Source organism: Mesorhizobium erdmanii USDA 3471, assembly GCF_000472705.1.
GTDB lineage: Bacteria > Pseudomonadota > Alphaproteobacteria > Rhizobiales > Rhizobiaceae > Mesorhizobium > Mesorhizobium erdmanii.
The window spans coordinates 440,910-465,136 of record NZ_KI421453.1 but is presented as its reverse complement, the minus strand read 5'-3'; the positions used below and the strand labels follow the sequence as shown (position 1 = coordinate 465,136).

Below are 24,227 nucleotides of genomic sequence, written 5' to 3'. Positions count from 1 at the left end.
GATCACATCCTAGAAATCGGCGACCTTTCCCCAGGCCGAAGCATCGAAGCGCCGGGGATCATAGGATGTCGGATCGACGATCGGTTCCGACCCGGTCACCAGGTCCGCGACGAGGTGCCCGGCGCCAGGCCCGATGCCGAAGCCGTGCCCCGAAAATCCCGCAGCCAGGAAGAAACCAGGAAGAGTGGTTATCTCGCCGATGGCGGGCACGCCGTCCGGCGTGCTGTCGATGTAGCCGGCCCAGGCCGCGCTGACCGTCGTCTTTCGGAGGTCGGGCAGCAGTTCGAGCGCGCGGGCGTGGGTCAGGCGAATGGTCGCCCGGTCCGGGATTGGATCGAGGATGCGCATCCGCTCCATCGGCGTCGGCTGGTCGAGCCGCCAGTGTCGAAGCGTTTCGTGGCCCGAGCGCATGCCTTGCAGGCCGCCGGGCGCCAAGCTTCGCCACCGCTTCAGGAACATGGGCACGAATTGCGAGGAGAAGCGCAGCTGCTGCGGCGTGACGTCGACGCGGCCGCGCCCGCTTATGGCAAGCGTGTAACCGCCGTCGCCGCGACGCGTGGCCGAGATCCTTGCCGTGTGCAGCGCATCCGGCAGGCCCTCTGCGCCGGGCGAGACAGACAGGATGGAGGAGCGCACCGATGCTTGCGGGAAGCGGAAGCCGAACTGATGGCAAAAGGAGGACGCCCAGGCGCCGCCCGCCAGGACCGCTACCTTCGTCCGGATCGTGCCGCTTTCCGTCACCACGCCGCTCAGGCGCCCGCCCTCGGTCTCGATACCGCGCGCGGCGCAATTCTGGTGTACGGAGCCGCCGAGCTTGAGGATGGCACGGGCGACAGAAGGAGCGGCCCGCGACGGGTCGGCTGTGCCGTCGGTCGGCGAGGAGACGCCGCCCTTCCAGGTTTGGCCCGTGGCGCGGCCCCGCTCGCTAGCTTCGGCGCTGTCAAGCATGTGTGTGGTGACGCCGGCCGGCGTGGCAAAGTCACGCCAGCGCGCCCAGCCGTCCAGTTCCGCCTCGTCATTGCTGAGATAGAGCAGGCCGCAGCGGCGAAAGCCGGTGTCTTCACCGGTTTCCGTTGCGAAGCTGTCCCACAGATCGAGGCTGCGGGTCGCCATCGGCAGTTCGCGGGCGTCGCGGTTCTGCTGGCGGCACCATCCCCAGTTCCTGGAGGACTGCTCGGCGCCGATGCGCCCCTTCTCGACAAGCGCGACCTTCATACCGCGCCTGGCAAGATAGTAGGCTGTGAAGACGCCGACGATGCCGCCGCCGATCACCACCGCATCCGCGGATTGCGGCAGTTCACTGGACGTCTCGATTTGCTGCAACGGCGCGCGCATGGTCCCTCTATCCTGAAGCGCCAATCTAGCGTGTTGCGCAGGCAGCCGCTGCTGGAGTTGAAGCCGAAGCAGAATTTTATTCCGGCGGCCCGGCTTAAATCGGGAGACACTGCGTTTCAAAGCGATGTCCGCCCGGATGGACAGGCCAGCGGGCTGTGATAGTGTCGATGGCTATTGGTACGGCAGCATTTTGTGCTGCGGCATGCGTTCTGCGGAGACGGTCATGAAACTGGATCGGATCGACATCAAGATTCTTCACGAATTGCAGAAGAACGGCCGCATTACCAACGTGGAGCTGGCCGATCTTGTGCATCTGTCGCCAAGCCCGTGCTTGATGCGGGTCAAGAGACTCCAGTCCGAGGGCTACATTGAAGGGTATTCCGCGCAGATCAATCTCGGCAAGCTCGGCCAGGCGCTGACCGTCTTCACCGAAATCACCTTGAAGAACCATCGTCAGGTGGATTTCGCCCGCTTTCTCGCCGTGGTGGAGAAGATAGAGCAGGTGATCGAATGCCACCTCGTGTCGGGCGGCTACGACTATCTGATGAAATTCGTGACCGCCGGCATCGGCGAATACCAGACCATCATGGAACGGCTGACCGACATGGATATCGGCATCGACAAGTATTTCTCGTTCGTCGTGCTGAAGTCCCCCATCGTCAAGGCGCACATGCCGCTGCCAAGTCTTTTTCCGAGGTAAGGCTCTGCCGTCTCGTCAGCGGTGGCCGTACTGGCTGACGAGTTCTGGGTCGCGGACGAGGCCATCGAGCCACGTCGGATCAAGCTTTGGCACGGAGGAGAAGAGAAGCTTCGAATAAGGATGGGTGGGCGCCTTGAGCTTGTCAGGCGTGATCTGCTCCACCCGCTCCCCGTTGTACATGACCATGATCTCGTCGCAGATCGCTTCGACGACGGAGAGGTCGTGGCTGATGAAAATGTAGGAAAGGCTCAACTCGCGCTGCAACTCCTTGAGCAGTTCGATCACGGCGGCAGCGACCACCGTGTCGAGCGCCGAGGTGATTTCGTCGCAGATGATGAGCTTGGGGCCGGCCGCAAGGGCGCGGGCGAAGTTCACCCGCTGCTTCTGGCCGCCTGAGAGTTCCGACGGGCGACGGTAACGAAGCGTCCTCGGCAGGCGAACCATGTCGAGCAATTCGTCGACGCGTTTCGAGCGCGCCTGCCTGTCGAGTTGGTGATAGAAGGCCAGCGGCCGGGAGATGATGTCCTCCACCGGCTTGGCCGGATTGAGCGCGGTATCGGCATACTGGAACACGATCTGCATCTCGCGCAGTTGGTCCTGGCTGCGTTTCCCTGCGGCGCGCTCCAGTTGCTTGCCGTCGAAGACGATGTTGCCGGTCGCAGCCGGATGGATGCCGGCGATGACGCGCGCCAGCGTCGATTTTCCGCAGCCGGATTCGCCGATGATGCCGAGGTTGCGTCCTGTCTCGACGACCAGGCTGACGGAATCGACGGCCCGGATGAGTGGCAGCCCGTTCTCTCGCACCGCGCCATAGCCGGCGGTCACATTGTCGATGCGCAGCAACGGCTTGGCGCCTGCATCCCCGTCCGCATGCGTTTGCCGTGGTTTCGGCTCGAAGGCAGCCAGCAGTTCGCGCGTATAGGGGTGCTGGGCAGCGGAAAGCATCCGAGCCGTGGTGCCGGCCTCCTGCACTTCGCCGCCCTTCAGCACCACGATGTGGTCGGCGATCTGGGCGACGACGGCCAGGTCGTGGGAGACATAGATACCTGCTATTCCGCCCGCGCGCATGACCGATTTGAAGGCTTTCAGCACGTCGATCTGGGTTGTCACGTCGAGGGCCGTCGTCGGCTCGTCGAAGATGACCAGCTTGGGATCGCCGATAAGCGCCATGGCCGCCGCCAGGCGCTGCAATTGCCCACCCGAAACCTGGTGCGGATAACGCGCGCCGATCCCTTCCGGGTCCGGCAGCGACAGGGCCTTGAACAACTCGACCGCACGCTGACGCGCTCGCTCGGGCGGCATCAGGTTGTGGATCCGCGTGACCTCGATCACCTGCTCCATGATCGTCGACGAGGGATTGAAGGAGGCGGCGGCACTCTGCGGAACGTAGGCGATGTCTGTGCCGCGTAACCTGGCGCGCTGCTTTTCGGAAAGCGCCGCCATGTTCTTGCCGTTCACGTTGATCTCGCCGCCGGTGATCCGGCAGCCGGGCCGCGCATAGCCCATGAGCGAGAGCGCCACCGTCGTCTTGCCGGAGCCGCTTTCGCCGATGAGGGCGACGATCTCGCCGTCGGGGATGTCGAGGCTGACGCCCTTGATGATCTCGACAATCCTGCCGGCGTCGGTGGTCGCCTCGATCCTCAGATCCCTGACCTCGACGAGATTGGTCATGCGTCCCGGTCCCTGATCTTTTGCGGCAGATTGTCGATCAGCAGGTTTACGCTGATGGTGAGGCTGGCGATCGCCAGCGAGGGAATGATGACGGCGGGAGCCGCGAAGGGCAGGCCGCCGATATTCTCGCGCACCAGCGCGCCCCAGTCGGCGAGCGGTGGCTGCAGGCCGAGGCCCAGGAAGGAGAGGCCCGAGAGCAGCAGAACGATGAAGACGAAGCGCAGGCCGAAATCGGCCAGCACCGGCCGGATGATGTTGGGCAGGATCTCGGAGCCGATGAGATAGGCGGTGTTTTCGCCGCGCACGCGGGCGACGGTCATGAAGTCCATCGTGTTGATGTTGACGGCGAGTGCCCGCGCGAAGCGGTAGGCGCCAGGGGTATAGATGACCGCGAGCGTCAGGATCAGTGCAGGGATCGACGAGCCGACCGCGGCAACGACGACAAGACCGAAAAGCTTGCTGGGAATGGAGTTCATCGCGTCCAGGAAGCGGCTGAGGCACGTGTCGAGCCAGCCACCGGTGACGGCTGCTGTCATCCCCAGCACGACGCCCGAAAAGCAGGCAATGAAGACGGCGGCAAGTGAAATTCCGACGGTATAGCGCGCGCCCATCAGAACCCGCGAGAGCATGTCGCGACCCAGATAGTCGGAGCCGAGCCACAGCCCTTGCCGCATCGGGCCGAAATAGTCGTCGTCGACAATGTCTCCGATCGAATGGGGAATGATGTAGGGAGCGAGGATCGCGACGAGCATCCAGGCCAGGATGACTAAAGCGGCGACGACGCCCACGAGGCTGTAGCTATACCCCAGGAACGACCGTCGGGAGGTTGTCGCGCGCGCCATCGTCATCTGAGCCTCGGGTTGGACATGATGGCGACGATATCGGCGGCGGTGATGAGGAAGAGGTAGCCGAGGCAGAAGATCATCGCGCAGCTCTGGATCAGGGGCAGGTCGCGGGTGGCGACGGCATCGACCATCAGCTTGGCGATGCCGGGATAGTTGAAGATTGTCTCCACGATGATGACGCCGCCCACCAGATAGGATAGCGAGAGCGCAACCGCGTTGACGATGGGACCGAGCGCATTGGGGAGCGCGTGCCGCAGCACCATGCGGCTTCGCGAGGCGCCTTTCAGAAGCGCCATCTCGACATAGGGCGTGGAGAGCGTCTCGATCACCGCGGCGCGGGTCATTCGGATCATTTGCGCGGAGATGACGAAGGTGAGCGTGATCACCGGCATGGCATAGATGCGCACAAGGTCGGTCAGCGAATGCGCCTCGTTGACCGAGGACAACGCCGGCAGCCATTTCAGATAGACGGCGAAGAGCAGGACCGCGAGGGTCGCGACCATGAATTCCGGCACGGAAATGACGCCGATCGAAAAGACGGTGACGGTGCGGTCGTAGACCGAGCCCCTGAGCATCGCTGCGGTGATACCGAGCGTCAGCGCCAGCGGCACCGAGAGCAGCGTCGTGATGGCGGCGAGCTTCATGGTGTTGACCAGGCGCCCGCCGATCAGCGCCGCGACCGGCATCTGGTTGGCGTAGGAGGTGCCGAGGTCGCCGTGCAGCAGGCCGACGAGCCAGAGCACGAAGCGGAGGATCGCCGGATCGTTGAGATGCATGGCCTCGCGCAGGCCTGCGACAGCCTCGGGTGTCGCCGCCTGGCCGAGAAGGATCGACGCGGTGTCGCCAGGCAGCATGCTGGTGGCGAAAAACACGGCGAACAGGACGATCAGAAGGGTGACCACCGCGACCGCCAGCCGCTTCATCACGAGGTTCAGAACCCCAGACTTCATGGAAGCGCTCCCGGGTTGCAGTCGGCCAACAATCTTGCGCAATGCAGTGCCGGGGGCCGGCTGACCGGTCCCCGGCAGGCTTCTCTCAGGCTTCGAGCCAGAGATATTCCGCCATTGCGTAGCCCATCATGCCACCGAGCGGGTTCGCTTCCAAACCCTTCACCTTGCTGGAGAGGGCATCCACGTTGGAAATGTAGGCCGGGATGATGGTGCCGGCCTCCTCGGACACCATAGTCTGCATCTGGTTGTAGATTTCCTTGCGCTTGGCCTGGTCGAGCGACCCGCGCGCCTCGACGAGCAACTTGTCGAACTTCTCGGACTTGTACTGGCTCTCGTTCCACGGCGCGTTGGAAGCATAGAGGAGTGAGAACAGGATGTCCGGCGTCGGGCGTGGATTGATGTTGCCGAAATGGATAGGCGCCTTGAGCCAGTAATTGTCCCAGTAGCCGTCGGCCGGGACGCGCTGGACGTCGAGCTTCATACCGATGTCGGCGCCTGCGGCCTGGATGATCACTGCCATGTCGATCGACGAGGTCGCGGCGTCGGAGGCGACCACCGGGATGGACTGGCCAAGCAAGCCCGCCTTCTGGAAGTGGAACTTCGCCTTGTCCGGATCGAACGCCTTCGGCTTGAGGTCTGCATTGTGGTAGATGTTCGCAGGCGAGACGGGCTGGTCGTTGCCGATTTCGCCGAGCCCGCGCAAAGCCGATTTGACGATCTGTTCGCGGTTGACGAGATACTTCATACCGGCGACGAAGTCGGCCTTGCTGCCAGGATCCATGTCGAGCCGAATGTTGAGGTCGGTGTAGTTGCCTGAAGTCGATTGCAACAATTCGAAGCCTTGCTGGCCGCTGACGAGCTTCATGGCGCGCGGATTGATCGAAGCCGCAAAATTTATGTCGCCGGAAAGCAGGGCGTTGACGCGGGCGCTGTCGTCGCTGATGGCGATGAACTCGAAGGAGTCGAGGTAGGGCTTGCCGGACTTCCAGTAGTTCTTGTTCTTGGTGACCACCGAGCGCACGCCCGGTTCGAACGTTTGCAGCACGAAGGCACCGGTGCCGTTGCCCTTGGAGAAGTCCGTGGTGCCGTCCTGGACGATCATGAAATGGTGCAGCGCCAGGATGGTCGGAAGATCCGCATTCGGGTCGGCGAGGGTGATTTCGACGGTCGACTTGTCGACCGACTTGAAGCCGGTCATTTGCGCGGCGATCTTGGCGACCTTGGAGCCGACCGCTTTGTCGAGATGGCGCTTTAGCGAGTAGACGACGTCGTCGGCGGTGAGGTCCTTGCCGTCGTGGAAGGTGACGCCCTTGCGCAGCTTCACTGTCCAGGTCTTGGCGTCCTTGCTGTCGAAGCTTTCGGCCAGCTCCATCTGCGTCTTGCCATCCTTGTCGAGGAAGGTCAGGCGATTATACAGCGAGCAGCAGCGGACGTAGTCGGTGGAGAGCGACGCCTTTGCCGGATCAAGCGTGTCGGCGGTCGAGGACGACCAGCCGGCCGCCTTCAAATTTCCGCCGGAAACGGGCGTGGCGGCGACGGCTTGGGTCGCTCTGCCGAGCACCACGCTGCCCGCGGCAACCGCGGCGCCGCCGGCCAAGAGCATCTTGAGAAGTTCGCGACGGCTGGCGCCGCGTCGAATGGCATTTTCGACCATGGCATCGTCCGCGCTGGTCCAGTTCGTGATCTTGTCGGTCATGTTATTCCCCTTTCTGTTTGTTTGGTCGGGATGCTCGTCTTGCTGCGGCTTTCCGGGCTTTGGTTCAGGCTCGTTCCTTCAGGCTTTCCCGAACGGCCGCTGCAAGGGAGGCCATCGAGGTGAAGTGGTGGTCTGGTACGGTGAAGCGCTCGGGCTCGATCGTGCCGCCATAGCCCTTCTGGGCGTGTCGGCGTTCGATCCAGCAATTGGTCACGCCAAGCGCACGGGATATGCCGATGTCGTGATATTGGCTTTGCGCGACGTGCAGGATGTCGTCCTTGCTATCGCCCCTTGAGGCGACGAAATCGAAGACCTTCTGGAAAAAGGCCGGATCCGGTTTCTCCGTGCCGGTGTCGTCGGCCGTGAAGGTGGCGAAGAAGGGCGATCCAAGCTGCCTCTCGAAGTGGTCGAGCGCCCAGCGCCGGGCATTGGTCATGGCAATCAGCTTGTGGGATTTCGCAAGCTCAGCCAATGCCGTCGCGCTGTCGGGGAAGCCTTGCCAGGCGCTGGCGGAGTCCCGCAGCCGGATGCCATATTTCTCCTCGGCCGGCAGGCCGAGTTGCGGCGCGATGACCATGTAGACACGCACGAGATCGTCAGGGAACAGTCCCGCGTCGGGCATGTAGCGGGCCTTCCGATACAGGGTCAGCGCGGCTTCGCCATCGATGGAAAGACCTGCATCGTCGGCAATCCCGGCCAGGCAGATCGTAATGCCGCCTTCGAAGTCGATCAGCGTGCCGACGACGTCGAAGGTCATGTACTTGAATTCTCTAAAGCCCCTGGCCAAAACTGGCTCTCCTCTGCGCGCGGCCGAATTGCATGTGCTGAACAGAACAAAATTCCGTGCTGTCCGGGGCGTCGGCCTTTTTAGAAGGCTCGGAAATCCGGGCTTTCTGGCCTTGTCTTATGAGCAGTCTGGCACTTCCCCCGCGCTGGATTCGCCGAAATGGCGCTGGGACGCGGCACAAAATTGCGAAATCATCCGTCCCGGCGATATTTCGAGACATGGAAAATCCGCCCGTCATGCCATGTCCCGGCGGACGTCCGGATCGGCCAGCGTCTGGTCGAGCGTTTGGCGCGTGCGTTCGATGATCGTATCGATATCGCTATCCGTGCAGCAGAGCGGCGGGGCGTAGCCGATAACTCCATGCGCAAAGGCACGGATGATCAAGCCGTTGTCCCAGGCCCTGTCGAAGACCCGTCGGGCCGGCACCGAAGACGCCGGAAGCGGTGTCTTTTTCCGCTTGTCGGTCACCAGTTCGACCGCCGCAAGCATGCCGCGACCGCGCACGTCGCCGACGAGAGGGTGGTCCTTCAGGCTCTCCAATCCCGCCATCAGGTGGGCGCCGGCCTTGATGCCATTTTCCAGAAGGCCGTCCTCGTAAAGCTTCAACACTTCGAGCGCGACAGCGGCGCTGACGGGATGGGCGGAATAGGTGTAGCCGTGGCCGACCGCCGAAGCGCCCGCGCCATCGGCGATGACGTCGTACACGTGATCGGCCATGAATACGGCGCCCATGGGAACGTAGCCCGAGGTCAGGCCCTTCGCCGTCGTCATGAAATCGGGAACGATGTCCTCGTCCGTGCAGGCGAACAGAGGCCCGGTGCGGCCGAAGCCAGTGATCACCTCGTCGGCGATGAACAGGATGCCATATTCGCGGCAGAGCTCGCGCACCGCCTTGATCCAGCCTTTCGGTGGCACAATGACCCCGCCCGAGCCCTGGATCGGCTCGGCGTAGAAGGCGGCGACCCGCTCCGGCCCGATCGCCTCGATCTTCGCTTTCAGCGCGGCGAGCGATGCGGCGGTGATCGCGTTGCCGTCTTCACCCACCGGGTTGCGATAGGGATAGGGCGAGGGGATCTTGTGCTGCCACTCGAAGGGGATGCCGAAACCCGCGTGAAAGGCGGGCAGGGCGGTCAGGCCCGCGCCGACCACCGACGACCCGTGATAGCCCTGCTCGATCGAAATGAACTGGTCGCGCCGCGGCTCGCCCTTGGCGTTCCAGTAGTAGCGGACGAAACGGATCGTGCTGTCGACAGCGTCCGATCCTCCAAGCGTGAAGTAGACATGGTTTAGATCGCCGGGTGCCCGCTCGGCGAGCTCCGAGGCAAGCCGGATGGCCGGCTCCGAACCGAGGTCGAAATAGGCGGTGGCGTAGGGAAGCTCGCGCATCTGCCGGGCCGCCGCCTCGACGATGCTGTCGTGGCCGTAGCCGGCGTTGACGCACCACAATCCTGCGAAACCGTCGACGAGCTGCCTGCCGGACGCATCGGTCACGGTCGCACCCTTGGCCGATTTCAGCACGCGCACGCCGAGCGCCTCATGGCCGCGATATGACGAGACCGGATGGATGAGATGGGCGCGATCGAGTTCGATCAGGGAATTGGCGAGCATTGTTATTCTCCGGACTAAAGCAATTCCAGGAAAAGTGTGAGCGGTTTTCCGTCCGGAATTGCGTAAAAACAAAGAGTTAGAGCTGATCACCGTTTCCGTGAAATGGTGATCAGCTCTAGCCGAGCGCCTGGTTGGCGAGTGCGTAAACTTTTGGCCTGGCCTGTCGCGCGCTCCTGTTGGACGGACGGTCCATGGTGACGCCACCGCCGACATGGGCGAGGCCGATTTCCGCGAGCCAACCGGCCAAGCCGGTCCGGCTGTCGGTATCGACACGCAGGAAAGCGCCGCCGCGCGACGCGGCGAAGAAGCCGATCAGGGCCTTCGCCTCGTCGGCGCTTCCCGCGATCACCGGACCGACCACCTCGCCGCGTCCGAACGGGCGGATCGCCGCATAGGCTTCGATGGCGCCGTTGCGGCGGATGACCGCGAATTGGCCGCGCTCCGAGAGCGCATCGATGAGGGCTTCGCGGTCGGCGCCATAGGCGTCGCGGTCCAGCGCCTTGATTTCAAGCAAATCATCGATGCCCGCGGCTTCCACGCCATCTGGCGCGCCGAGTTCCGCGACCTGGCCCTGATGTTGCAGAATGGTGCCGGAGGGCACGAAGCCCAGTTTCTCATAAAGAGGCATGCCGTCCGTCGTCGCGACAAGCCGCAGCGGCCGGTCCTCGGCCAGGGCGAAACCCTTCTCCATAAGCCGGCGTCCGAGCCCCTTGCCCCGCATGGCCCTGTCGACGATCACCATGTTGATCATGGCGCAGTCCATGCCATAGGGCGTCACCAGGATGGTTCCGGTGACCTGGCCCCGGTCGTCGAGCGCGACCGCGCCGCTCGAGAGCTGCAGCGCCATCCGCCAGTCCTGCGGGCGATGCGGCCAGTTCTCCTGGCGAGAAAGCGCCACCGCGCCTTCGATATGGTCAGGCCCGAAGGCCCGGAGTTCGATCTCACCCTGCTGCATGGAGCATCCTTCCATCTGCACGCAAGTCTCGGGCATCGGCGCGCCGCAGATCGTCTGAAGGCTTCGGTCGCGGCGGTATCTTTCGCCTTTGCGCGGGGCGCGCGCCGCATCTTCTGCTGATCCCCTCCTCGGTGGGGGCAGTTCAGGTCGCGGGCGGGCGCTCCGATCGACGGCCAGATGCTACAGCGTGCCAAACCCGATGGCGGATACGGAACTTTCTGCTTTCGAGAGGGCGATTTCGGTCAGGTGGGTCGCTGCCTGCCGTCCTATGATGAGATACATGCCAACGCGGGTGTGCTTCCACCGGAGATCGACGGACATGGCTTCTTTCAGGCCCAAATACATCACCTTCGACTGCTACGGCACGCTGACCTTCTTCCAGATGGCGGAAGCGGCGCGCGACCTATACGGCAGCCGGCTTGATGAGGCGCGCATGCAGGAGTTCATCAAGAACTTCGCCGCCTATCGGCTCGATGAGATTCTCGGCGACTGGAAGCCCTATGCCGACGTCATCCACAATGCGCTTGAGCGCTCCTGCAAGCGCAATGGTGTCGCCTTCAGCCCCGATGACGCCAAAATGGTCTATGAGCGTGTCCCGACCTGGGGGCCGCACGCCGATGTTCCGGCGGGTCTGGCGAAGGTTGCCAAGGAAATCCCGCTGGTCATCCTGTCCAACGCTATGAACGCGCAGATCATGTCCAACGTCGAGAAGCTCGGCGCGCCGTTCCATGCCGTCTACACGGCCGAGCAGGCTCAGGCCTACAAGCCGCGCTTCAAAGCCTTTGAATATATGCTCGACATGCTGGGCTGCGGTCCGGAAGACGTCCTTCACTGTTCGTCGTCGTTCCGCTACGACCTGATGTCGGCGCATGATCTCGGTATCAAGAACAAGGTATGGGTCAACCGCGGCCACGAACCGGCCAACCCTTACTATGGCTATATCGAGATACCGGACATTTCGGGTCTTCCGGGCGTGGTCGGGCTTTGAAACGGGCGGATTCCCGATGAAGCTGGTTTCCTACTGGCACGACACCGCCCCGGTCTTTTCCGGCGGCGCGCAAGGCCCGGTCGAGGGGCACTACGATGCCGCGATCATCGGTGGCGGCTTCACCGGTCTTGCCGCCGCGCGCCAACTGGCCAAGGCCGGCTCCAAGGTGGCTGTGCTGGAAGCGGAGCGGGTGGGCTGGGGAGCATCCGGCCGCAATGGTGGGCACCTGAACAACGGCCTCGCCCACAGTTATCTCTCGGCCAAGGCGGAGCTCGGCAAGGAACGCGCGATCGCGCTCTACCGGGCGTTGGACGATTCTGTCGACACCATCGAGGCGCTGGTCGCCGAGGAAGGCATCGATTGCAATTTCCGCCGCGCCGGCAAGCTGAAGCTTGCCTCCAAGCCGCAGCATTTCGCGGCGATCGCGCGCAACTTCGAAGCCGTCCATGCCGAGGTGGATCAGGAGACGGCGCTGCTTTCGACGGCCGATCTCAAATCCGAGATCGGCTCACCCTTCCACGGCGCGATGCTGTCGAAGAAGAGCGCCATGATGCATATGGGCCGCTATGTGGCGGGTCTCGCCACGGCCGCCGCCCGCCATGGCGCCGTCATCCATGAGAACACCAGGGTGACGGACCGCAAGCAGGCCGGAAGCAGGCATGAGCTGGCCACTTCGCGAGGCCGGATCAGCGCCGACAACGTGCTGGTGGCGACCGGCGCCTACACGACGCCTGACTTCGGCTATTTCCGCCGCAGGCTCATCTCCGTCGGCAGCTTCATCATCGCCACGCGGCCCTTAAGCGACGCCGAGATCACTGCCACCATGCCGGGCAACCGGACATGCGTGACCTCGATGAACATCGGCAACTACTTCCGGCTTTCGCCCGACAGGCGTCTGATCTTCGGCGGTCGCGCACGTTTCTCGGCCACGTCCGACCAGCGCTCCGACGCCAAGAGCGGGCAAATCTTGCAGGCCGGCCTCGCGGCGATCTTCCCGCAGCTCGCCAAGGTCGAAATCGACTATTGCTGGGGCGGGCTGGTCGACATGACCAAGGACCGCTTCCCACGCGCCGGCTACCATGACGGTGTCTGGTACGCGATGGGCTATTCCGGCCATGGCGCGCAGCTTTCCACCCATCTCGGCATGATCATGGCCGATGCCATGCTCGGCCGCGAGGACCGCAATCCCGTGAAGGGTCTCGAGTGGCCTTCCATTCCCGGTTATTCGGGCAAGCCGTGGTTCCTGCCGATGGTCGGCCTCTACTACAAGGCGCTCGATCGGATCCAGTGATTGGGGGCGGCCTCAGCCCAGCCCGCCCATGTGAAAGCTCTTCATCTCGAGATATTCCTCGATACCGGCCTGGGCCCCTTCGCGCCCGAGGCCGGACTGCTTGACGCCGCCGAAGGGAGCCACTTCCATCGAGACGGAGCCGGTGTTGAGCCCCACCATGCCGAACTCCAGGGCCTCGCCGACGCGCCAGGCGCGCTTCAGATTCTCGGTATAGAAGTAGGAGGCAAGCCCGTAGGGCGTGCCGTTTGCCAGCGTGATCGCTTGCTCCTCCGTCTCGAACCGGAAAAGCGGCGCGACGGGACCAAACGTTTCCTCGCCGGCGAGCTGCATCTGCGCCGTGGCGCCGGTCAGCACCAGCGGCGCAACGTATTGAGGACCGTCGGGCAAGGCCGGCCTGTCGGTGATGATCTCGGCACCTTTGGCGAGCGCGTCCTCGACGTGGCGGTTGATCTTCTCGACCGCCGCCATGTTGATCATCGGCCCGATGGCGACGCCGGGCTGCGTGCCTGGCCCAACCGTCATGGCGTTGACTCGAGCCGTGAGCTTCGCTGCGAACGCGTCATAGACGCCGGCCTGGACGAGGATGCGGTTGGCGCAGACGCAGGTCTGGCCGCCATTGCGGAACTTAGAGACGAGCGCGCCCTCGATGGCGAGATCGAGATCGGCGTCGTCGAAGACGATGAAAGGCGCGTTGCCGCCGAGTTCGAGGCTGAGCCGCTTCACACTGTCGGCCGCGCCGCGCATCAGCAGCGAGCCGATCCGTGTCGAGCCGGTGAAGGAGATCTTGCGCACAGTTTCGTTGGCCATGATCTCGTTGCCGATCTCGGCCGGCATGCCGGTGACGATGTTGATGACGCCGGCGGGGATGCCCGCCCGCTCGGCAAGCACGCCCAGCGCCAGCGCCGAATAGGGCGTGAACTCGGATGGCTTGATCACCACCGTGCAGCCGGCGGCCAGAGCCGGCGCGACCTTGCGAGTGATCATCGCATTGGGAAAATTCCACGGCGTGATGATGCCGCAGACACCGACGGGTTCCTTCAGCACGATGATGCGGCGGTCGGATGTGGGCGAGGGGATGGTGTGACCGTTGATGCGCCGCGCTTCCTCGGCGAACCATTTGACGAAGGACGCGCCATAACGGATCTCGCCTCTGGCCTCGTCCAGCGGCTTGCCCTGTTCCGTGGTCAGGATCAGCGCTAGATCGTCCAGATGGGCGAGCATCAGGCCATGCCAGGTTTCCAGGAGGCTGGCACGCTCGGCGTTGGTCTTCTTCCTCCAATCCCCATAGGCGGACGCCGCGGCCTCTATGGCCGCACGGGTTTCCGGACCGGCCATATCAGGCACCGTGCCGATGGCGGCCTGGGTCGCCGGATCGATGACCTCGACCGTCTTGCCGGAGTCGGACACAACCCATTTGCCGCCGGTCAGGCCGGCCTCGCGGAACAGACTTTTGTCTTTCAGGTTTTTCATCGAAGACGACCTTGCAATCAGATGAGCGCCGCGACGACGGCGGCCGTGATGGCTTCCGTGCGATCCTTGCCGGCAATGGTTCCAATGCCGCGCGCGGTTGTCGCTTCGACGGCTTTCATGATGCGGTCGGCGACGGCTGTTTCGCCGAGATGATCGAGCATCATGGCGCCGGACCAGATGGTGGCGATCGGATTGGCGATGCCGAGATGAGCAATGTCCGGCGCGGAGCCGTGCACTGGCTCGAACATCGACGGCGCCGAGCGGTCCGGGTTGATGTTGGCGGAGGCGGCGTAGCCCAGTCCGCCCTGGATCGCCGCGCCGATGTCGGTCAGGATATCGCCGAAAAGGTTGGAGGCTACGACCACGTCGAGGCTTTCCGGCGCCATGATCATGCGCGCGGCGAGCGCGTCGACGTGATAGCTGGTCACGGCGACGTCGGGATAGTCCGCCGCCAGCTTGCCGGTGATCTCGTCCCAGAACACCATCGAGTATTTCTGCGCATTGGACTTGGTGACGGAGGCGAGCTTGCCCCGGCGCGCCCGCGCCTGCTCGAAACCGAAGCGCAGGATGCGCTCGACGCCGGCGCGGGTGAAGATCGAGGTCTCGACTGCGACCTCGTCCTGCGTGCCTTGGTGCACGCGCCCGCCGGCGCCCGAATACTCGCCCTCGGTGTTCTCGCGAATGCACAGGATGTCGAAGTTCTCCGCCCGCAGCGGCCCTGTCACGCCCGGCAGCAAGCGATGCGGCCGGATGTTGGCGTATTGCACGAACGCCTTGCGGATCGGCAGCAGCAGGCCGTGGAGCGAGACGGAATCCGGTACCTCTGTCGGCCAGCCGACCGCGCCGAGAAGGATGGCGTCGAAGGCGCGCAAGGTGTCGATGCCGTCCTGCGGCATCATGCGGCCGGTTTCCTTGAAGAACGTGCAGGACCAGGGGAACTCGGTTCCCGTCAGGACAAAGCCTGCGTGTTTGGCCGCCGTTTCCAGCACGGACCAGCCGGCGGCGGTCACATCGCGGCCGATGCCGTCACCGGGGATCAGGGCAATCGAGTAGGATCTCATCGGCATCTCTTCACAGGCTGATCAGGACGCTCTTGGTCCTGCGATTGGCGAGATAGGCTTCGCGGCCAAGGTCCTTGCCGATGCCGGAGCGCTTGTAGCCGCCGGTAGGCAGGATGTGGTCGCGAGAGCGACTGTAACGGTTGACCCAGACCGTGCCCGCCTCGAGCTTGCGCGCGAGACGGATGGTGCGGGAGAGATCTGATGTGAACAGGCCGGAGGCCAGCCCGTAGGTCGGATGGCTGGACAGCGCCAGCGCCTCTTCCTCGGTCTCGAAGGTCTGGACGGTCAGGACCGGGCCGAAGATCTCCTCGATGATCGCCGGATTGGACTGGTCGACATTGGCAATCAGCGTCGGCTGGTAGAAATAGCCCGGACTGTCCATGGCCGACCCGCCGGTCAGGCATTCGCCGCCGGCCTCGACCGCGGCCCGCACGATGCTGTCGATGCGCGATCGCTGTCGTTCCGAGATAACAGGCGAATACTGCGTGGTCTCGTCCCAGGTCGGGCCCGGCCGAGCCGCCTTCATCCGTTCGAGGATGGCGGACGTCAGCCTGTCGGCGACACCCCTCTCGACGATCAGACGCGTGCCGGCCACGCAGGCCTGGCCGGCATTGAAAGTGACGCTGCCAGCGATCGCCATTGCCGCCTTGTCGAGATCGGCATCGGCAAAGACGATTTGCGGGCTCTTGCCGCCGAGTTCCAGCGTCATCGGCTTGACGCCAGTGCGGGCGACATTCTCCATGATCGCTGAACCGGCGCGGGTCGAGCCGGTGAAGGAGACCTTGGCGATCTCGGGATGGCCGGTCAGCGCCGTGCCGGTCGTCGGACCGTCGCCGAGCACCACATTGATCAGCCCGGCCGGCAGGCCGGCCCTGACGGCGAGCTCTGCCATATAGACAGCCGAGAAGGGTGTCATTTCCGACGGCTTCAGCACGACAGCGTTGCCTGCGGCCAGCGCTGGACCGAGCTTCCAGCCGGCCATCGAGATTGGAAAATTCCAGGGCGTGATCGCGCCGACCACGCCATAGGGCTCGCTCATGATCATGCCAAGGGTGGCATCGTCCGTGGGCACAAGCTCGCTGCCCTCCTTGTCGGCGAACTCGGCAAAAAAGCGGATCTGCTCGGCGGTTATGGCAATGTCGCCGGCGACAAGCTGGCCGACGGGCCGCGTCGAGCACAGCGCCTCGATTTTCGCCAGCGTATCGGCTTCCGCGTCGATCAGGTCGGCCCAGGCCTGGAGCGCCCTGGTGCGTTCGCGCGGCCGAACCCCGCCCCAGTTGCTGGCCTTGAGCGCCGCCCTGGCGCTCGCTACCGCTCGGTCGACCATATCGGCGCCAGCCACCGGGCAGCCGGCATATGCCTTGCCATCCGAGGGGCGGCGCATCTCGATCGCGCCCTCGGCCACGATCACCTCACCGCCGATAAACTGGCCGATGGGGAGAGTGACCTTGTCTGGATTGAAGCTCAGGCTCATGGGTGACCACTCAGCAGCATTGACCATGACCCTAGCGTGGGCGGGCAAGCAGCATGCATCGTTCGGCGAACCGCCGCGGACGAATGTTGCGCGCCCGCCGCGCGGGACGGCAAAATCTGTTGCGGTGGCTGAAAAACTTCGAGCGGGCCGGTCAGCCGACGGTCACGTAGATCTTGCGCACCGTTTCGATGGTCTTCCAGACTCCGGTGAAGCCGGGCTTCATGACAAAACTGTCGCCGGCGCGGTAGGTCACCGGCTTGCCGCCGTCGGGCGTGATTTCGATCACGCCGGTGAGGATGTGGCAGAATTCGAAAGTCTCGCCCTTGATCGAGCGCGTCTCGCCCGGCGTCGCCTCCCAGACGCCGGTATGGACGAGGTCGTCCTTGGCCACGTCCTGCGCCCAGGTCTTGAAGGCGGGGTCGCCGGCTATCAGCCTTTCGGGCAGTGCCTTGGATTCGCGAGGCGAGAAGATTGGGTCGGTATCGACGGTCTTGAGCAGGGACAAGGGGATGGCCTTTCAGGTTGGACTTCAATAGCCGCGCGACCGGTCGACGAGCCCGATGGGGTCGAGCCCGGCGCGGTGGCGTCGGATGTCTTCGATGATCGCCCGCGCGGCGGTGGCGGGCTGGGTGACGCTGGCGACATGCGGGGTCAGGATGATCTTCGGATGCGACCAGAAAGGATGGCCCGCGGGAAGCGGTTCGGGATCGGTCACGTCAATGCTTGCGGCCGACAGATGGCCGCTATCGAGGGCGGCGATGAGGGCTTCATGAGCGAGCTGTGGCCCTCGGCCGGTGTGGACGAGCGCTGCGCCCTTGGGCAGTTTCGCAAACAGATCGGCATCGAGGAAACCGCGCGTCGCCTCGGTCAGCGGCAGCAGGCAGACCAGTATGTCGCTGGCCGCGAGTATCTTCTCCAGCCCGAACTCGCCGTGATGGCAAGTCACGCCGTCGATCTGCCGCGGCGAGCGGCTCCAGCCGGCGAGCGGAAAGCCGAAGGGCTTCAGCCGGTCGAGGACGGCCTGGCCGAGTTGCCCGAGGCCGAGCACGCCAATCCGGCACGACCTGGCCTGGAGCTGCGGGATATCACGCCATTCACCGGCGCGCTGCTGTGCCAGATAGGCGGGCAGGTTGCGATGCAGCGCAAGCACGGCCAGCGTCACATATTCCTGCATCATGCGCACGATGCCTTCCTCGACGGTGCGCACGATCTTCACTTGTTCCGGTAATGTATCGAGGCGGAACTGGTCGACGCCGGCGCCAATCGAAAACAGGATCTCCAGGTTTCTGTAACGCGCGACGTCTTCTGGCGAGGTCCAGGTGATGAGATAGCGTACGGCGTCGGGATCGACGGTCGTGGCGTCCATGGCGAAGGGGAGGTCGGGCAATTCCTTGGCGAAGGCCTCGGCGAAGACCGCGCCGCGCCGCGCATCGGAATTGAAAAGGAACGTCATTGCGGTTCCCTTCAGGCCGCGCAACGGGCGCCAAGCGCCTCGATCATCCGCTGGCAGGCGGTGAGCTCGCTGGCGAGAATGTATTCGTCCGGCTTGTGGGCGCGGCCGATGTCGCCGGGCCCGCAAATGATCGCGTCTAACCCGGCGGCCTGGTAAAGTCCGGCCTCGGTGCCGTAGCTGACGGCGGCAAGCGGCGCTTTGCCGGTCAACTCGCGCAGCAATGCCGCCAGTGCCGCGTCTTGTGGCAGCGACAGCGCCGGATAGGCGCTCATCGGCGTCCACTCGACCCGAAAACCTTCGGCTGCAAGCGCGTCGGCTCGCGCCTTTACCGGCGTGAGCAGGTTGGCCGGGTCGACGCCTGGAATGGCGCGAGCCTCCAGGTCCAGAGTGCAGGTGTCGGGAATTATGTTGACCGACTGTCCGCCCGCCACCACGCCGGCTTGCAGCGAGGAGTAGGATGGCTCGAACGAAAGGTCGAACGGACCGCGCGTCAGCCGCCCGGCTTCACCGACGGCCGTGCTCAGCACATCAGCCATGCCGTGGATGGCGTTCAGGCCGAGATCGGGCCGTGAGGAATGCCCGGTACGCCCGTGGACGGTCACGCGGGCGGCCGCCTTGCCCTTGTGGCCGCGCACCGCGCGCATGACGCTCGGCTCGCCGACGATGACGCCGAGCGGCTTGGCGCAAAGTTCGGGAAGGCGGGCGATCAGATGCGGCACCCCTCGGCATCCCACCTCCTCGTCATAAGAGAAGGCGAGGTGGATTGGCCTGGCAAGGCGAAGTCCCGCCAGCGCAGGCACGGCGGCGAGCGCTGCGGCCAGAAATCCCTTCATGTCGGTGGTGCCGCGTCCATAGAGCCGCTCGCCCTCCAGGTGCAGCGCGAAAGGAGCCGAACTCCATTGCGGCTCGCCGGCGGGAACGACGTCCATGTGGCCGGACAGGATGTAGCCGGGGACATCGGCGGGCCCGACCGTCGCGAAAAGATTGAAACGGTCGCCTTCCGGCCCTGGAAGCAGGGTGACCTTTATTCCGTGTCCCGCGAGGTAGGCCTCGATCCACCCTGCGATGTCGCCGTTCGGCTTGCCGGCAACCGATGGAAAGGCGACGAGACGGTCGAGAATGTCGAAGACGTCCATTCCAGCTCTCAAAACGTTTCGGGTTCGCCGGGGTTGGGTGCCGTCGACCATAGTTGCAACATTGCCGGGAAGGATGTGCGCGGTCTGACGCGATTGCGTGCCGAAAGCGGAAATGTTTCAGTTGAATCTTGCGTTGGCACGCGGCTTTCGAGCAAATCGTACGGGGCCAGTTTGTTTAGCGTTGGTGAGCAGAGGCGACTGTAGCGTGTCGTCCGTCAAGTTGCGGTAATCTTTCAGAGGCATGGAATTGAAGCCGTCCGAAAGCTTGAAAGTCGACACCTTCTCGATGCGCATCGGCGACATCGGAGGGGTCGAACTGGACCGGTTGCACGCTCTCTCGCTCTCCGTGGGATGGCCGCATCGGGCCGAGGACTGGCAGTTCCTGCGAGAATCCGGACAGGGGTTCGTGGCGCTTGATGAGATCGGCCGGGTTCTCGGTTCGGCTATGTGGTTCGCGCATGGCGCCGATTTCTCGACGGTCGGCATGGTCATTACCTCGCCGCGACTTCAGACGCTGGGGGCCGGCCAATGGCTGATGAAGCGGGTCTTTGAGAACGTCGTCGGCTGCGATCTGCGGCTCAATGCAACCCGGGCGGCAAGGCGGCTCTATCTCTCGCTCGACTTTCAACCGGAGAAGACCGTTTATCAATGTCAGGGCATTGCCCGCACACTGACGACGGGTAGGGTGACAAATACTCCAGGTGACGTTCGGACTTTGGGGGCAAACGATATTGCCGCGGCGATCGCCCTCGACGCGGCAGGATTTGGCGTGAGGCGGGCGGCCCTGATCGAAAAGCTTTTCGCGCACTCTGCGGGTTACGGTCTTTTCAAGGGCGACACATTGAACGCGTTTGCGCTCTGTCGGCCGTTCGGGCGGGGTCATGTTGTAGGGCCGGTCGTGGCGGAACGCGACGCGGACGCCATCGCGGTCGTCAAGCCGCACGTGACCGACCATTCGGGGTCTTTCCTGCGGATCGACACCCACATGCACAATGGCGAGTTCGCCGCCTTTCTGTCGCACAGCGGAATGCCGGTTTTCGACACTGTGCTCACCATGTCGATGGGCAAAAGCCTGACCGATTTTGCCGCCGGCGGTGCAATCACGCCGATGACTTATGCCCTTGCCAGTCAAACGCTCGGGTAGTTCAGCCAGGATGTCCGTCTTGCGGCTGTACCTGCCTTCGCAGGCAGTCCTCCGGCACCAACTGGCAGACCAGCGTCGACGTAAGCACGCTCGCGAAAACGATACGGGAAGAGTGCTGAACCCGGCCCCGCAATTTGCCGGCCGTTGCGGAGGCAGGCTCGAAAGGCCGTGCGTTTCGCAGGCAACCGCGATGACCCGAAGGCTCAGTTGATGGGGCGTATCGAGCAGAGATAGGCAAAGAGCCAGCAAATCAAGATGATCGGAATCGAACTCGCGGCGTCGAGGACAGAGCGCAACGTTGCGGTGTCGGTTCAGGCAGCGCACGACGCCTGAACTCAACGGAACCGCCAGCGAGATCTCCGCCGATCGCAGCATCGATAAGCGAAGTGGCGCTGGCTTCTAAACCGTGGGCGTCGTCTTGCCGCCCGGAACTCAGGCTCATTTCGCGGCGGCGTAGATGCCATAGGTGAGAACGCCGAGGTTCGAGACCCGCGCGATCGTCGAGGCCACGCCGAAATCGGACATCACCTTTGACGCTGCACCGCTCCAAGCACACGAAGTTCTGGTCGAGACGCGCTGGTGGTCCATACGCCAGCTGGTTCTGCTAGCGCTTTGCGCTGCGCCACTCTTCGTATTCTGCCCGGGCATCGTCATGCAGCGGATAGTAGCGTTGCAACGGCGCGCCTTGCATGAGCTTCTCTCGCGAAAAATCTTCCCAATCGTGATGCTTCTTCGATTCTTCAATCACTTTTGAGGCCATTGCGACTGGAACCACCACCACTCCGTCGTCGTCGGCCACGATAATGTCGCCGGGGATGACCGTGACGCCGCCGCAGGCAATCGGAACGTTGACGGCGTTTGGATAGATGCTGGTCTGCACATGGTAGTTGGGCGTCCAGCCGCGCAGCCACAACGGCAGATCGAGCTTCTCGACATTGGGCCGGTCGCGCATGCATCCGTCGATGACGATACCCGCGCCGCCCCTGCCTTTGAAATAGGTCGACATCATATCGCCGAAGACGCCCGAGCTCATGTCGCCGCGCGCGTCGACCACAACCACGTCGCCCTCCTGCGCATGATAGAGCACGTGCCGATGCAGTTGGGTCTCTGGATCGGCGTATTCTCCCTCGTTGAAAAGATCCGGCCGCTGCGGCAGGAACTGTAGCGTCAGCGCCGGCCCGACGATCGACTTCCCGTGGTTCTGCGCCACCGGTCCGACCATATGCGGATTGCGGAAGCCCATGTGGCCAAGCGTGCCGGCAACCGTTGCGGCGCCGATCTCCCTTAGCGCGTCGATCAGGTCTCTAGGTGGCCGCGTGATGTCGGGGGTATGCGTCATGATGGACTCCGGTTGAAATTGAACTACCAGTTGGTGACAGAACCATCGCGGCGCTTGAGGTGGGGCGCTTCCCAGAAACGGAAACTCCGCGCTCGGATCGCCTCTTCGTTGACCTCGACGCCGAGCCCCGGCAGGTCGCTAACCGGATAGTCCGGGCCGTCCAGCCGTGGTTGCACGGGAAAGAACTCGGAATTGTCGAAGCCCAGCTTCCTTTCCGGCGCTCTGGTCTCGAGCCACGCGAAATTCGGCACCGCGGCGCCGAGATGGATAGTCGCGGCGGTGCACACCGGACCAAGGGGGTTGTGCGGCATCAGGTCCACATAGTGCGCCTCGCTCCAGCCAGCGACTTTCATCGCCTCGGTGAATCCGCCGACATTGCATATGTCGAGCCGGTTGAACTGATGGATGCCGCGTTCGATGTAGGGCAGGAACTGCCACTTGCTGGCAAATTCCTCACCGATGGCGAACGGAATGTCAGTCATCTTGCGCAGCGATTCGTAGGCCTCCGGCGTCTCGTCGCGTATCGGCTCCTCGAGGAAATCCAGCACGCCGCGGCTGAGCTTGTTGCAAAAGCTCGCCGCCTCGGCCACCGACAGCCGATGATGATAATCGATGCCCAGCACGGCGTCGTCGCCCAGCGCCTCGCGGGCCTTGTTCATCGTCCTCGCGGTAGCGCCAATCGACTCGCGCGGCTCGAAGACGTCTCTGCTGCTTTGCCCGACGGGGAAGAAGCGGATCGCCTGCCAGCCCTGCGCGCGCAATTCGCGGGCGCGCTCGATGGCAGCATCGCCCTCGGCCTCGTCTCCGGTCGATGCAAAGGTAGGAATACGGTCTCGCTGCTTGCCGCCGAGCAACTCGTAGACCGGCACCCCCAGCGCCTTGCCCTTGATGTCGTGCAGGGCGATGTCGATGGCGGAAATCGCTGCCTGCAAAACGCGCCCGCCTTCGAAATACTGGCTGCGATAGACCTCCTGCCATATCCGCCCGATCTGCATAGGGTCGCGGCCGATAAGAAACTCACGATAGTGCTCGACAGCGCCGGTCACCGCCCTCTCGCGGCCGCTCAAGCCGCTCTCCCCCCAGCCGAAGATGCCTTGGTCGGTCTCGATCTTGACGAGCATTTGGTTGCGCGTTCCTACCCACACTGGGTAGGGCTTGATCGCGCTAATCTTAAGCTTCTCGGTCATCCGCCCCCACTCCAAATGCACCTGTCCTGTCTCAGTCAGCCTCGAGGGCCATTTCAGTTTCGCCGTCGAACAGGTGCATCCGCTCCTGGTCGAACTCGAGCCAGATCTGCTCGTCTGGCGCGACGGCAATCGCCGGCGGTACGCTGACATTGACGATAGCTCCGGACACGAACGCCTGCACGAAGGTGATGTCTCCGGTAGGCTCCACTGTGTAGGCCTTGGCAGGGACGCTGCCCGGCACCGCGCTCTTGTGGAGCTTGATCGTCGAGTGACGTGCGCCGAGCACGACTTTCCTGGTCGCTGCCCGAGCGACTTTCCGGGCGTTGCGCGGCGAGAGCTCGAGGCTCCAGCGCTCCGCGCCCGTCAGCACGATGTTGCCGTTTGTCGTCGATGCTTCCAGCGGAACAAGGCTCATCGCCGGGCTGCCGATGAAGCTGGCGACGAACATGTTCACAGGATGGGCAAAGACCTGCGCGGGTGAATCGTATTGTTGCAGGTAGCCGCCGTTCATCACGGCCATCCTGTCTGCCATGGTAACGGCTTCGAGCTGGTCGTGCGTCACATAGATGATCGTGGCCTTGAGGTCCTGGTGGAAGCGCTTTATCTCCGACCGCATTTGCACGCGCAGTTTTGCATCGAGATTGGAAAGCGGCTCGTCCATGAGGAACACAGCGGGATCGCGTACGAGGGCGCGGCCCAGCGCCACACGCTGCTGCTGCCCGCCCGAAAGCTCGCGCGGCTTACGCTCGAGCAACTCCGTCATATCGAGCACGCGCGCCGCTTCCTTGACCTTCCTTTCGATCTCGTCCTTGGGCAGTTTGCGCATCTGCAAGGGGAAGGCGAGATTCTTGTAGACCGACTTTTGCGGATAGAGTGCGTAGTTCTGGAACACCATTGCTATGTCCCGGTCCTTCGGGTCGAGGTCGTTGACCACCCGGTCTCCGATGACGATGTCGCCTGACGTGATCGGAATCAGACCAGCGACGAGATTGAGGGTTGTTGTCTTGCCGCAGCCTGACGGACCGACGAGCGCAACGAACTCGCCGTCATTGACGGTCAACGAAACCTCGTTGACGGCCTTGAAGCTGCCGTAGGTCTTGACGAGATCTTTGAGGACCACATGGGCCATCGGCAACT

At 63.6% G+C, this 24,227-nt stretch carries 21 protein-coding genes; 4 read left to right on the top strand and 17 right to left on the bottom strand.

The genetic code is table 11. From position 1 onward, the window contains the following. Nucleotides 1–9: 9 nt before the first annotated feature. Nucleotides 10–1,335 carry an NAD(P)/FAD-dependent oxidoreductase gene (locus A3AU_RS0129575; RefSeq protein WP_027056119.1) on the bottom strand — a complete coding sequence of 442 codons (1,326 nt, stop codon included), beginning with the start codon at nucleotides 1,333–1,335 and terminating at the stop codon, nucleotides 10–12. A 223-nt stretch (nucleotides 1,336–1,558) separates the two neighbouring features. Between A3AU_RS0129575 and A3AU_RS0129570 the strand changes: the two genes are divergently transcribed. Next, the gene (locus A3AU_RS0129570) at nucleotides 1,559–2,035 is read left to right on the top strand and encodes an Lrp/AsnC family transcriptional regulator (RefSeq protein WP_027056118.1); all 477 of its coding nucleotides are present in this window, start codon (nucleotides 1,559–1,561) and stop codon (nucleotides 2,033–2,035) included. Between the two features lie 15 nt (nucleotides 2,036–2,050). On the opposite strand, the gene A3AU_RS0129565 is transcribed toward A3AU_RS0129570, so the two are convergent. From A3AU_RS0129565 to A3AU_RS0129535, 7 genes are all read right to left on the bottom strand, one after another. Continuing rightward, on the bottom strand, nucleotides 2,051–3,706 hold the full coding sequence (locus tag A3AU_RS0129565; protein WP_027056117.1) for an ABC transporter ATP-binding protein: 1,656 nt from the start codon (nucleotides 3,704–3,706) through the stop codon (nucleotides 2,051–2,053). Further along, entirely contained in the window at nucleotides 3,703–4,554 is an 852-nt protein-coding gene (locus A3AU_RS0129560) for an ABC transporter permease (protein WP_027056116.1), read from the bottom strand. The genes A3AU_RS0129565 and A3AU_RS0129560 overlap by 4 nt, the downstream gene beginning before the upstream one ends. Further along, nucleotides 4,551–5,501 carry an ABC transporter permease gene (locus tag A3AU_RS0129555; RefSeq protein WP_027056115.1) on the bottom strand — a complete coding sequence of 317 codons (951 nt, stop codon included), beginning with the start codon at nucleotides 5,499–5,501 and terminating at the stop codon, nucleotides 4,551–4,553. Before A3AU_RS0129555 ends, A3AU_RS0129560 begins: the two co-directional genes overlap by 4 nt. Before the next feature lie 85 nt (nucleotides 5,502–5,586). Continuing rightward, the gene (locus A3AU_RS0129550) at nucleotides 5,587–7,197 is read right to left on the bottom strand and encodes an ABC transporter substrate-binding protein (protein ID WP_027056114.1); all 1,611 of its coding nucleotides are present in this window, start codon (nucleotides 7,195–7,197) and stop codon (nucleotides 5,587–5,589) included. Between the two features lie 64 nt (nucleotides 7,198–7,261). After that, nucleotides 7,262–7,954 (bottom strand): HAD-IA family hydrolase, encoded by a 693-nt coding sequence (locus tag A3AU_RS0129545; RefSeq protein WP_418001083.1) that lies wholly within the window; start codon nucleotides 7,952–7,954, stop codon nucleotides 7,262–7,264. 264 nt (nucleotides 7,955–8,218) lie between these two features. After that, on the bottom strand, nucleotides 8,219–9,592 hold the full coding sequence (locus A3AU_RS0129540; RefSeq protein ID WP_027056112.1) for an aspartate aminotransferase family protein: 1,374 nt from the start codon (nucleotides 9,590–9,592) through the stop codon (nucleotides 8,219–8,221). A 115-nt stretch (nucleotides 9,593–9,707) separates the two neighbouring features. Next, on the bottom strand, nucleotides 9,708–10,547 hold the full coding sequence (locus A3AU_RS0129535) for a GNAT family N-acetyltransferase (protein ID WP_027056111.1): 840 nt from the start codon (nucleotides 10,545–10,547) through the stop codon (nucleotides 9,708–9,710). A 319-nt stretch (nucleotides 10,548–10,866) separates the two neighbouring features. Between A3AU_RS0129535 and A3AU_RS0129525 the strand changes: the two genes are divergently transcribed. Further along, nucleotides 10,867–11,535, top strand: coding sequence for a haloacid dehalogenase type II (locus tag A3AU_RS0129525; protein WP_027056110.1), 669 nt, complete (start codon nucleotides 10,867–10,869; stop codon nucleotides 11,533–11,535). A 16-nt stretch (nucleotides 11,536–11,551) separates the two neighbouring features. Continuing rightward, on the top strand, nucleotides 11,552–12,826 hold the full coding sequence (locus A3AU_RS0129520; RefSeq protein ID WP_027056109.1) for an NAD(P)/FAD-dependent oxidoreductase: 1,275 nt from the start codon (nucleotides 11,552–11,554) through the stop codon (nucleotides 12,824–12,826). Nucleotides 12,827–12,838: 12 nt separating this feature from the next. Here the strand turns inward: A3AU_RS0129520 and A3AU_RS0129515 are convergent, their stop codons facing one another. From A3AU_RS0129515 to argE, 6 genes are all read right to left on the bottom strand, one after another. After that, nucleotides 12,839–14,296 (bottom strand): NAD-dependent succinate-semialdehyde dehydrogenase, encoded by a 1,458-nt coding sequence (locus tag A3AU_RS0129515; protein WP_027056108.1) that lies wholly within the window; start codon nucleotides 14,294–14,296, stop codon nucleotides 12,839–12,841. A 17-nt stretch (nucleotides 14,297–14,313) separates the two neighbouring features. Beyond that, on the bottom strand, nucleotides 14,314–15,357 hold the full coding sequence (locus A3AU_RS0129510; protein WP_027056107.1) for a tartrate dehydrogenase: 1,044 nt from the start codon (nucleotides 15,355–15,357) through the stop codon (nucleotides 14,314–14,316). Between the two features lie 10 nt (nucleotides 15,358–15,367). After that, entirely contained in the window at nucleotides 15,368–16,831 is a 1,464-nt protein-coding gene (locus A3AU_RS0129505; protein ID WP_027056106.1) for an aldehyde dehydrogenase family protein, read from the bottom strand. Between the two features lie 151 nt (nucleotides 16,832–16,982). Next, nucleotides 16,983–17,336, bottom strand: a complete 354-nt coding sequence (locus tag A3AU_RS0129500) for a cupin domain-containing protein (RefSeq protein ID WP_027056105.1) — start codon at nucleotides 17,334–17,336, stop codon at nucleotides 16,983–16,985. Nucleotides 17,337–17,360: 24 nt separating this feature from the next. Then, on the bottom strand, nucleotides 17,361–18,284 hold the full coding sequence (locus tag A3AU_RS0129495) for a 2-hydroxyacid dehydrogenase (protein WP_027056104.1): 924 nt from the start codon (nucleotides 18,282–18,284) through the stop codon (nucleotides 17,361–17,363). A gap of 11 nt (nucleotides 18,285–18,295) precedes the next feature. Next, the gene (gene argE, locus A3AU_RS0129490) at nucleotides 18,296–19,420 is read right to left on the bottom strand and encodes an acetylornithine deacetylase (protein ID WP_027056103.1); all 1,125 of its coding nucleotides are present in this window, start codon (nucleotides 19,418–19,420) and stop codon (nucleotides 18,296–18,298) included. Between the two features lie 241 nt (nucleotides 19,421–19,661). Here argE and A3AU_RS0129485 point away from each other — a divergent pair, with 241 nt between their 5' ends. After that, a complete protein-coding gene (locus tag A3AU_RS0129485) occupies nucleotides 19,662–20,564 on the top strand; it encodes a GNAT family N-acetyltransferase (RefSeq protein WP_027056102.1) in 903 nt (300 codons plus the stop codon). Nucleotides 20,565–21,168: 604 nt separating this feature from the next. Here the strand turns inward: A3AU_RS0129485 and A3AU_RS0129475 are convergent. The 3 genes from A3AU_RS0129475 to A3AU_RS0129465 are packed head-to-tail and all read right to left on the bottom strand — an operon-like array spanning nucleotide 21,169 to nucleotide 24,219. Beyond that, the gene (locus A3AU_RS0129475; RefSeq protein ID WP_027056101.1) at nucleotides 21,169–21,903 is read right to left on the bottom strand and encodes a ribonuclease activity regulator RraA; all 735 of its coding nucleotides are present in this window, start codon (nucleotides 21,901–21,903) and stop codon (nucleotides 21,169–21,171) included. Nucleotides 21,904–21,926: 23 nt separating this feature from the next. Then, entirely contained in the window at nucleotides 21,927–23,090 is a 1,164-nt protein-coding gene (locus A3AU_RS0129470) for a mandelate racemase/muconate lactonizing enzyme family protein (protein WP_027056100.1), read from the bottom strand. 31 nt (nucleotides 23,091–23,121) lie between these two features. After that, nucleotides 23,122–24,219, bottom strand: a complete 1,098-nt coding sequence (locus A3AU_RS0129465; protein ID WP_027056099.1) for an ABC transporter ATP-binding protein — start codon at nucleotides 24,217–24,219, stop codon at nucleotides 23,122–23,124. Nucleotides 24,220–24,227 lie beyond the last annotated feature (8 nt).

Bases quoted from the DNA above. Each gene is read 5' to 3' on its own strand.
- A3AU_RS0129575 (WP_027056119.1), bottom strand. From the start codon at position 1,335: ATGCGCGCGCCGTTGCAGCAAATCGAGACGTCCAGTGAACTGCCGCAA.
- A3AU_RS0129570 (WP_027056118.1), top strand. From the start codon at position 1,559: ATGAAACTGGATCGGATCGACATCAAGATTCTTCACGAATTGCAGAAG.
- A3AU_RS0129565 (WP_027056117.1), bottom strand. From the start codon at position 3,706: ATGACCAATCTCGTCGAGGTCAGGGATCTGAGGATCGAGGCGACCACC.
- A3AU_RS0129560 (WP_027056116.1), bottom strand. From the start codon at position 4,554: ATGACGATGGCGCGCGCGACAACCTCCCGACGGTCGTTCCTGGGGTAT.
- A3AU_RS0129555 (WP_027056115.1), bottom strand. From the start codon at position 5,501: ATGAAGTCTGGGGTTCTGAACCTCGTGATGAAGCGGCTGGCGGTCGCG.
- A3AU_RS0129550 (WP_027056114.1), bottom strand. From the start codon at position 7,197: ATGACCGACAAGATCACGAACTGGACCAGCGCGGACGATGCCATGGTC.
- A3AU_RS0129545 (WP_418001083.1), bottom strand. From the start codon at position 7,954: ATGACCTTCGACGTCGTCGGCACGCTGATCGACTTCGAAGGCGGCATT.
- A3AU_RS0129540 (WP_027056112.1), bottom strand. From the start codon at position 9,592: ATGCTCGCCAATTCCCTGATCGAACTCGATCGCGCCCATCTCATCCAT.
- A3AU_RS0129535 (WP_027056111.1), bottom strand. From the start codon at position 10,547: ATGCAGCAGGGTGAGATCGAACTCCGGGCCTTCGGGCCTGACCATATC.
- A3AU_RS0129525 (WP_027056110.1), top strand. From the start codon at position 10,867: ATGGCTTCTTTCAGGCCCAAATACATCACCTTCGACTGCTACGGCACG.
- A3AU_RS0129520 (WP_027056109.1), top strand. From the start codon at position 11,552: ATGAAGCTGGTTTCCTACTGGCACGACACCGCCCCGGTCTTTTCCGGC.
- A3AU_RS0129515 (WP_027056108.1), bottom strand. From the start codon at position 14,296: ATGAAAAACCTGAAAGACAAAAGTCTGTTCCGCGAGGCCGGCCTGACC.
- A3AU_RS0129510 (WP_027056107.1), bottom strand. From the start codon at position 15,357: ATGAGATCCTACTCGATTGCCCTGATCCCCGGTGACGGCATCGGCCGC.
- A3AU_RS0129505 (WP_027056106.1), bottom strand. From the start codon at position 16,831: ATGAGCCTGAGCTTCAATCCAGACAAGGTCACTCTCCCCATCGGCCAG.
- A3AU_RS0129495 (WP_027056104.1), bottom strand. From the start codon at position 18,284: ATGACGTTCCTTTTCAATTCCGATGCGCGGCGCGGCGCGGTCTTCGCC.
- argE (WP_027056103.1), bottom strand. From the start codon at position 19,420: ATGGACGTCTTCGACATTCTCGACCGTCTCGTCGCCTTTCCATCGGTT.
- A3AU_RS0129485 (WP_027056102.1), top strand. From the start codon at position 19,662: ATGGAATTGAAGCCGTCCGAAAGCTTGAAAGTCGACACCTTCTCGATG.
- A3AU_RS0129475 (WP_027056101.1), bottom strand. From the start codon at position 21,903: ATGACGCATACCCCCGACATCACGCGGCCACCTAGAGACCTGATCGAC.
- A3AU_RS0129470 (WP_027056100.1), bottom strand. From the start codon at position 23,090: ATGACCGAGAAGCTTAAGATTAGCGCGATCAAGCCCTACCCAGTGTGG.
- A3AU_RS0129465 (WP_027056099.1), bottom strand. From the start codon at position 24,219: ATGGCCCATGTGGTCCTCAAAGATCTCGTCAAGACCTACGGCAGCTTC.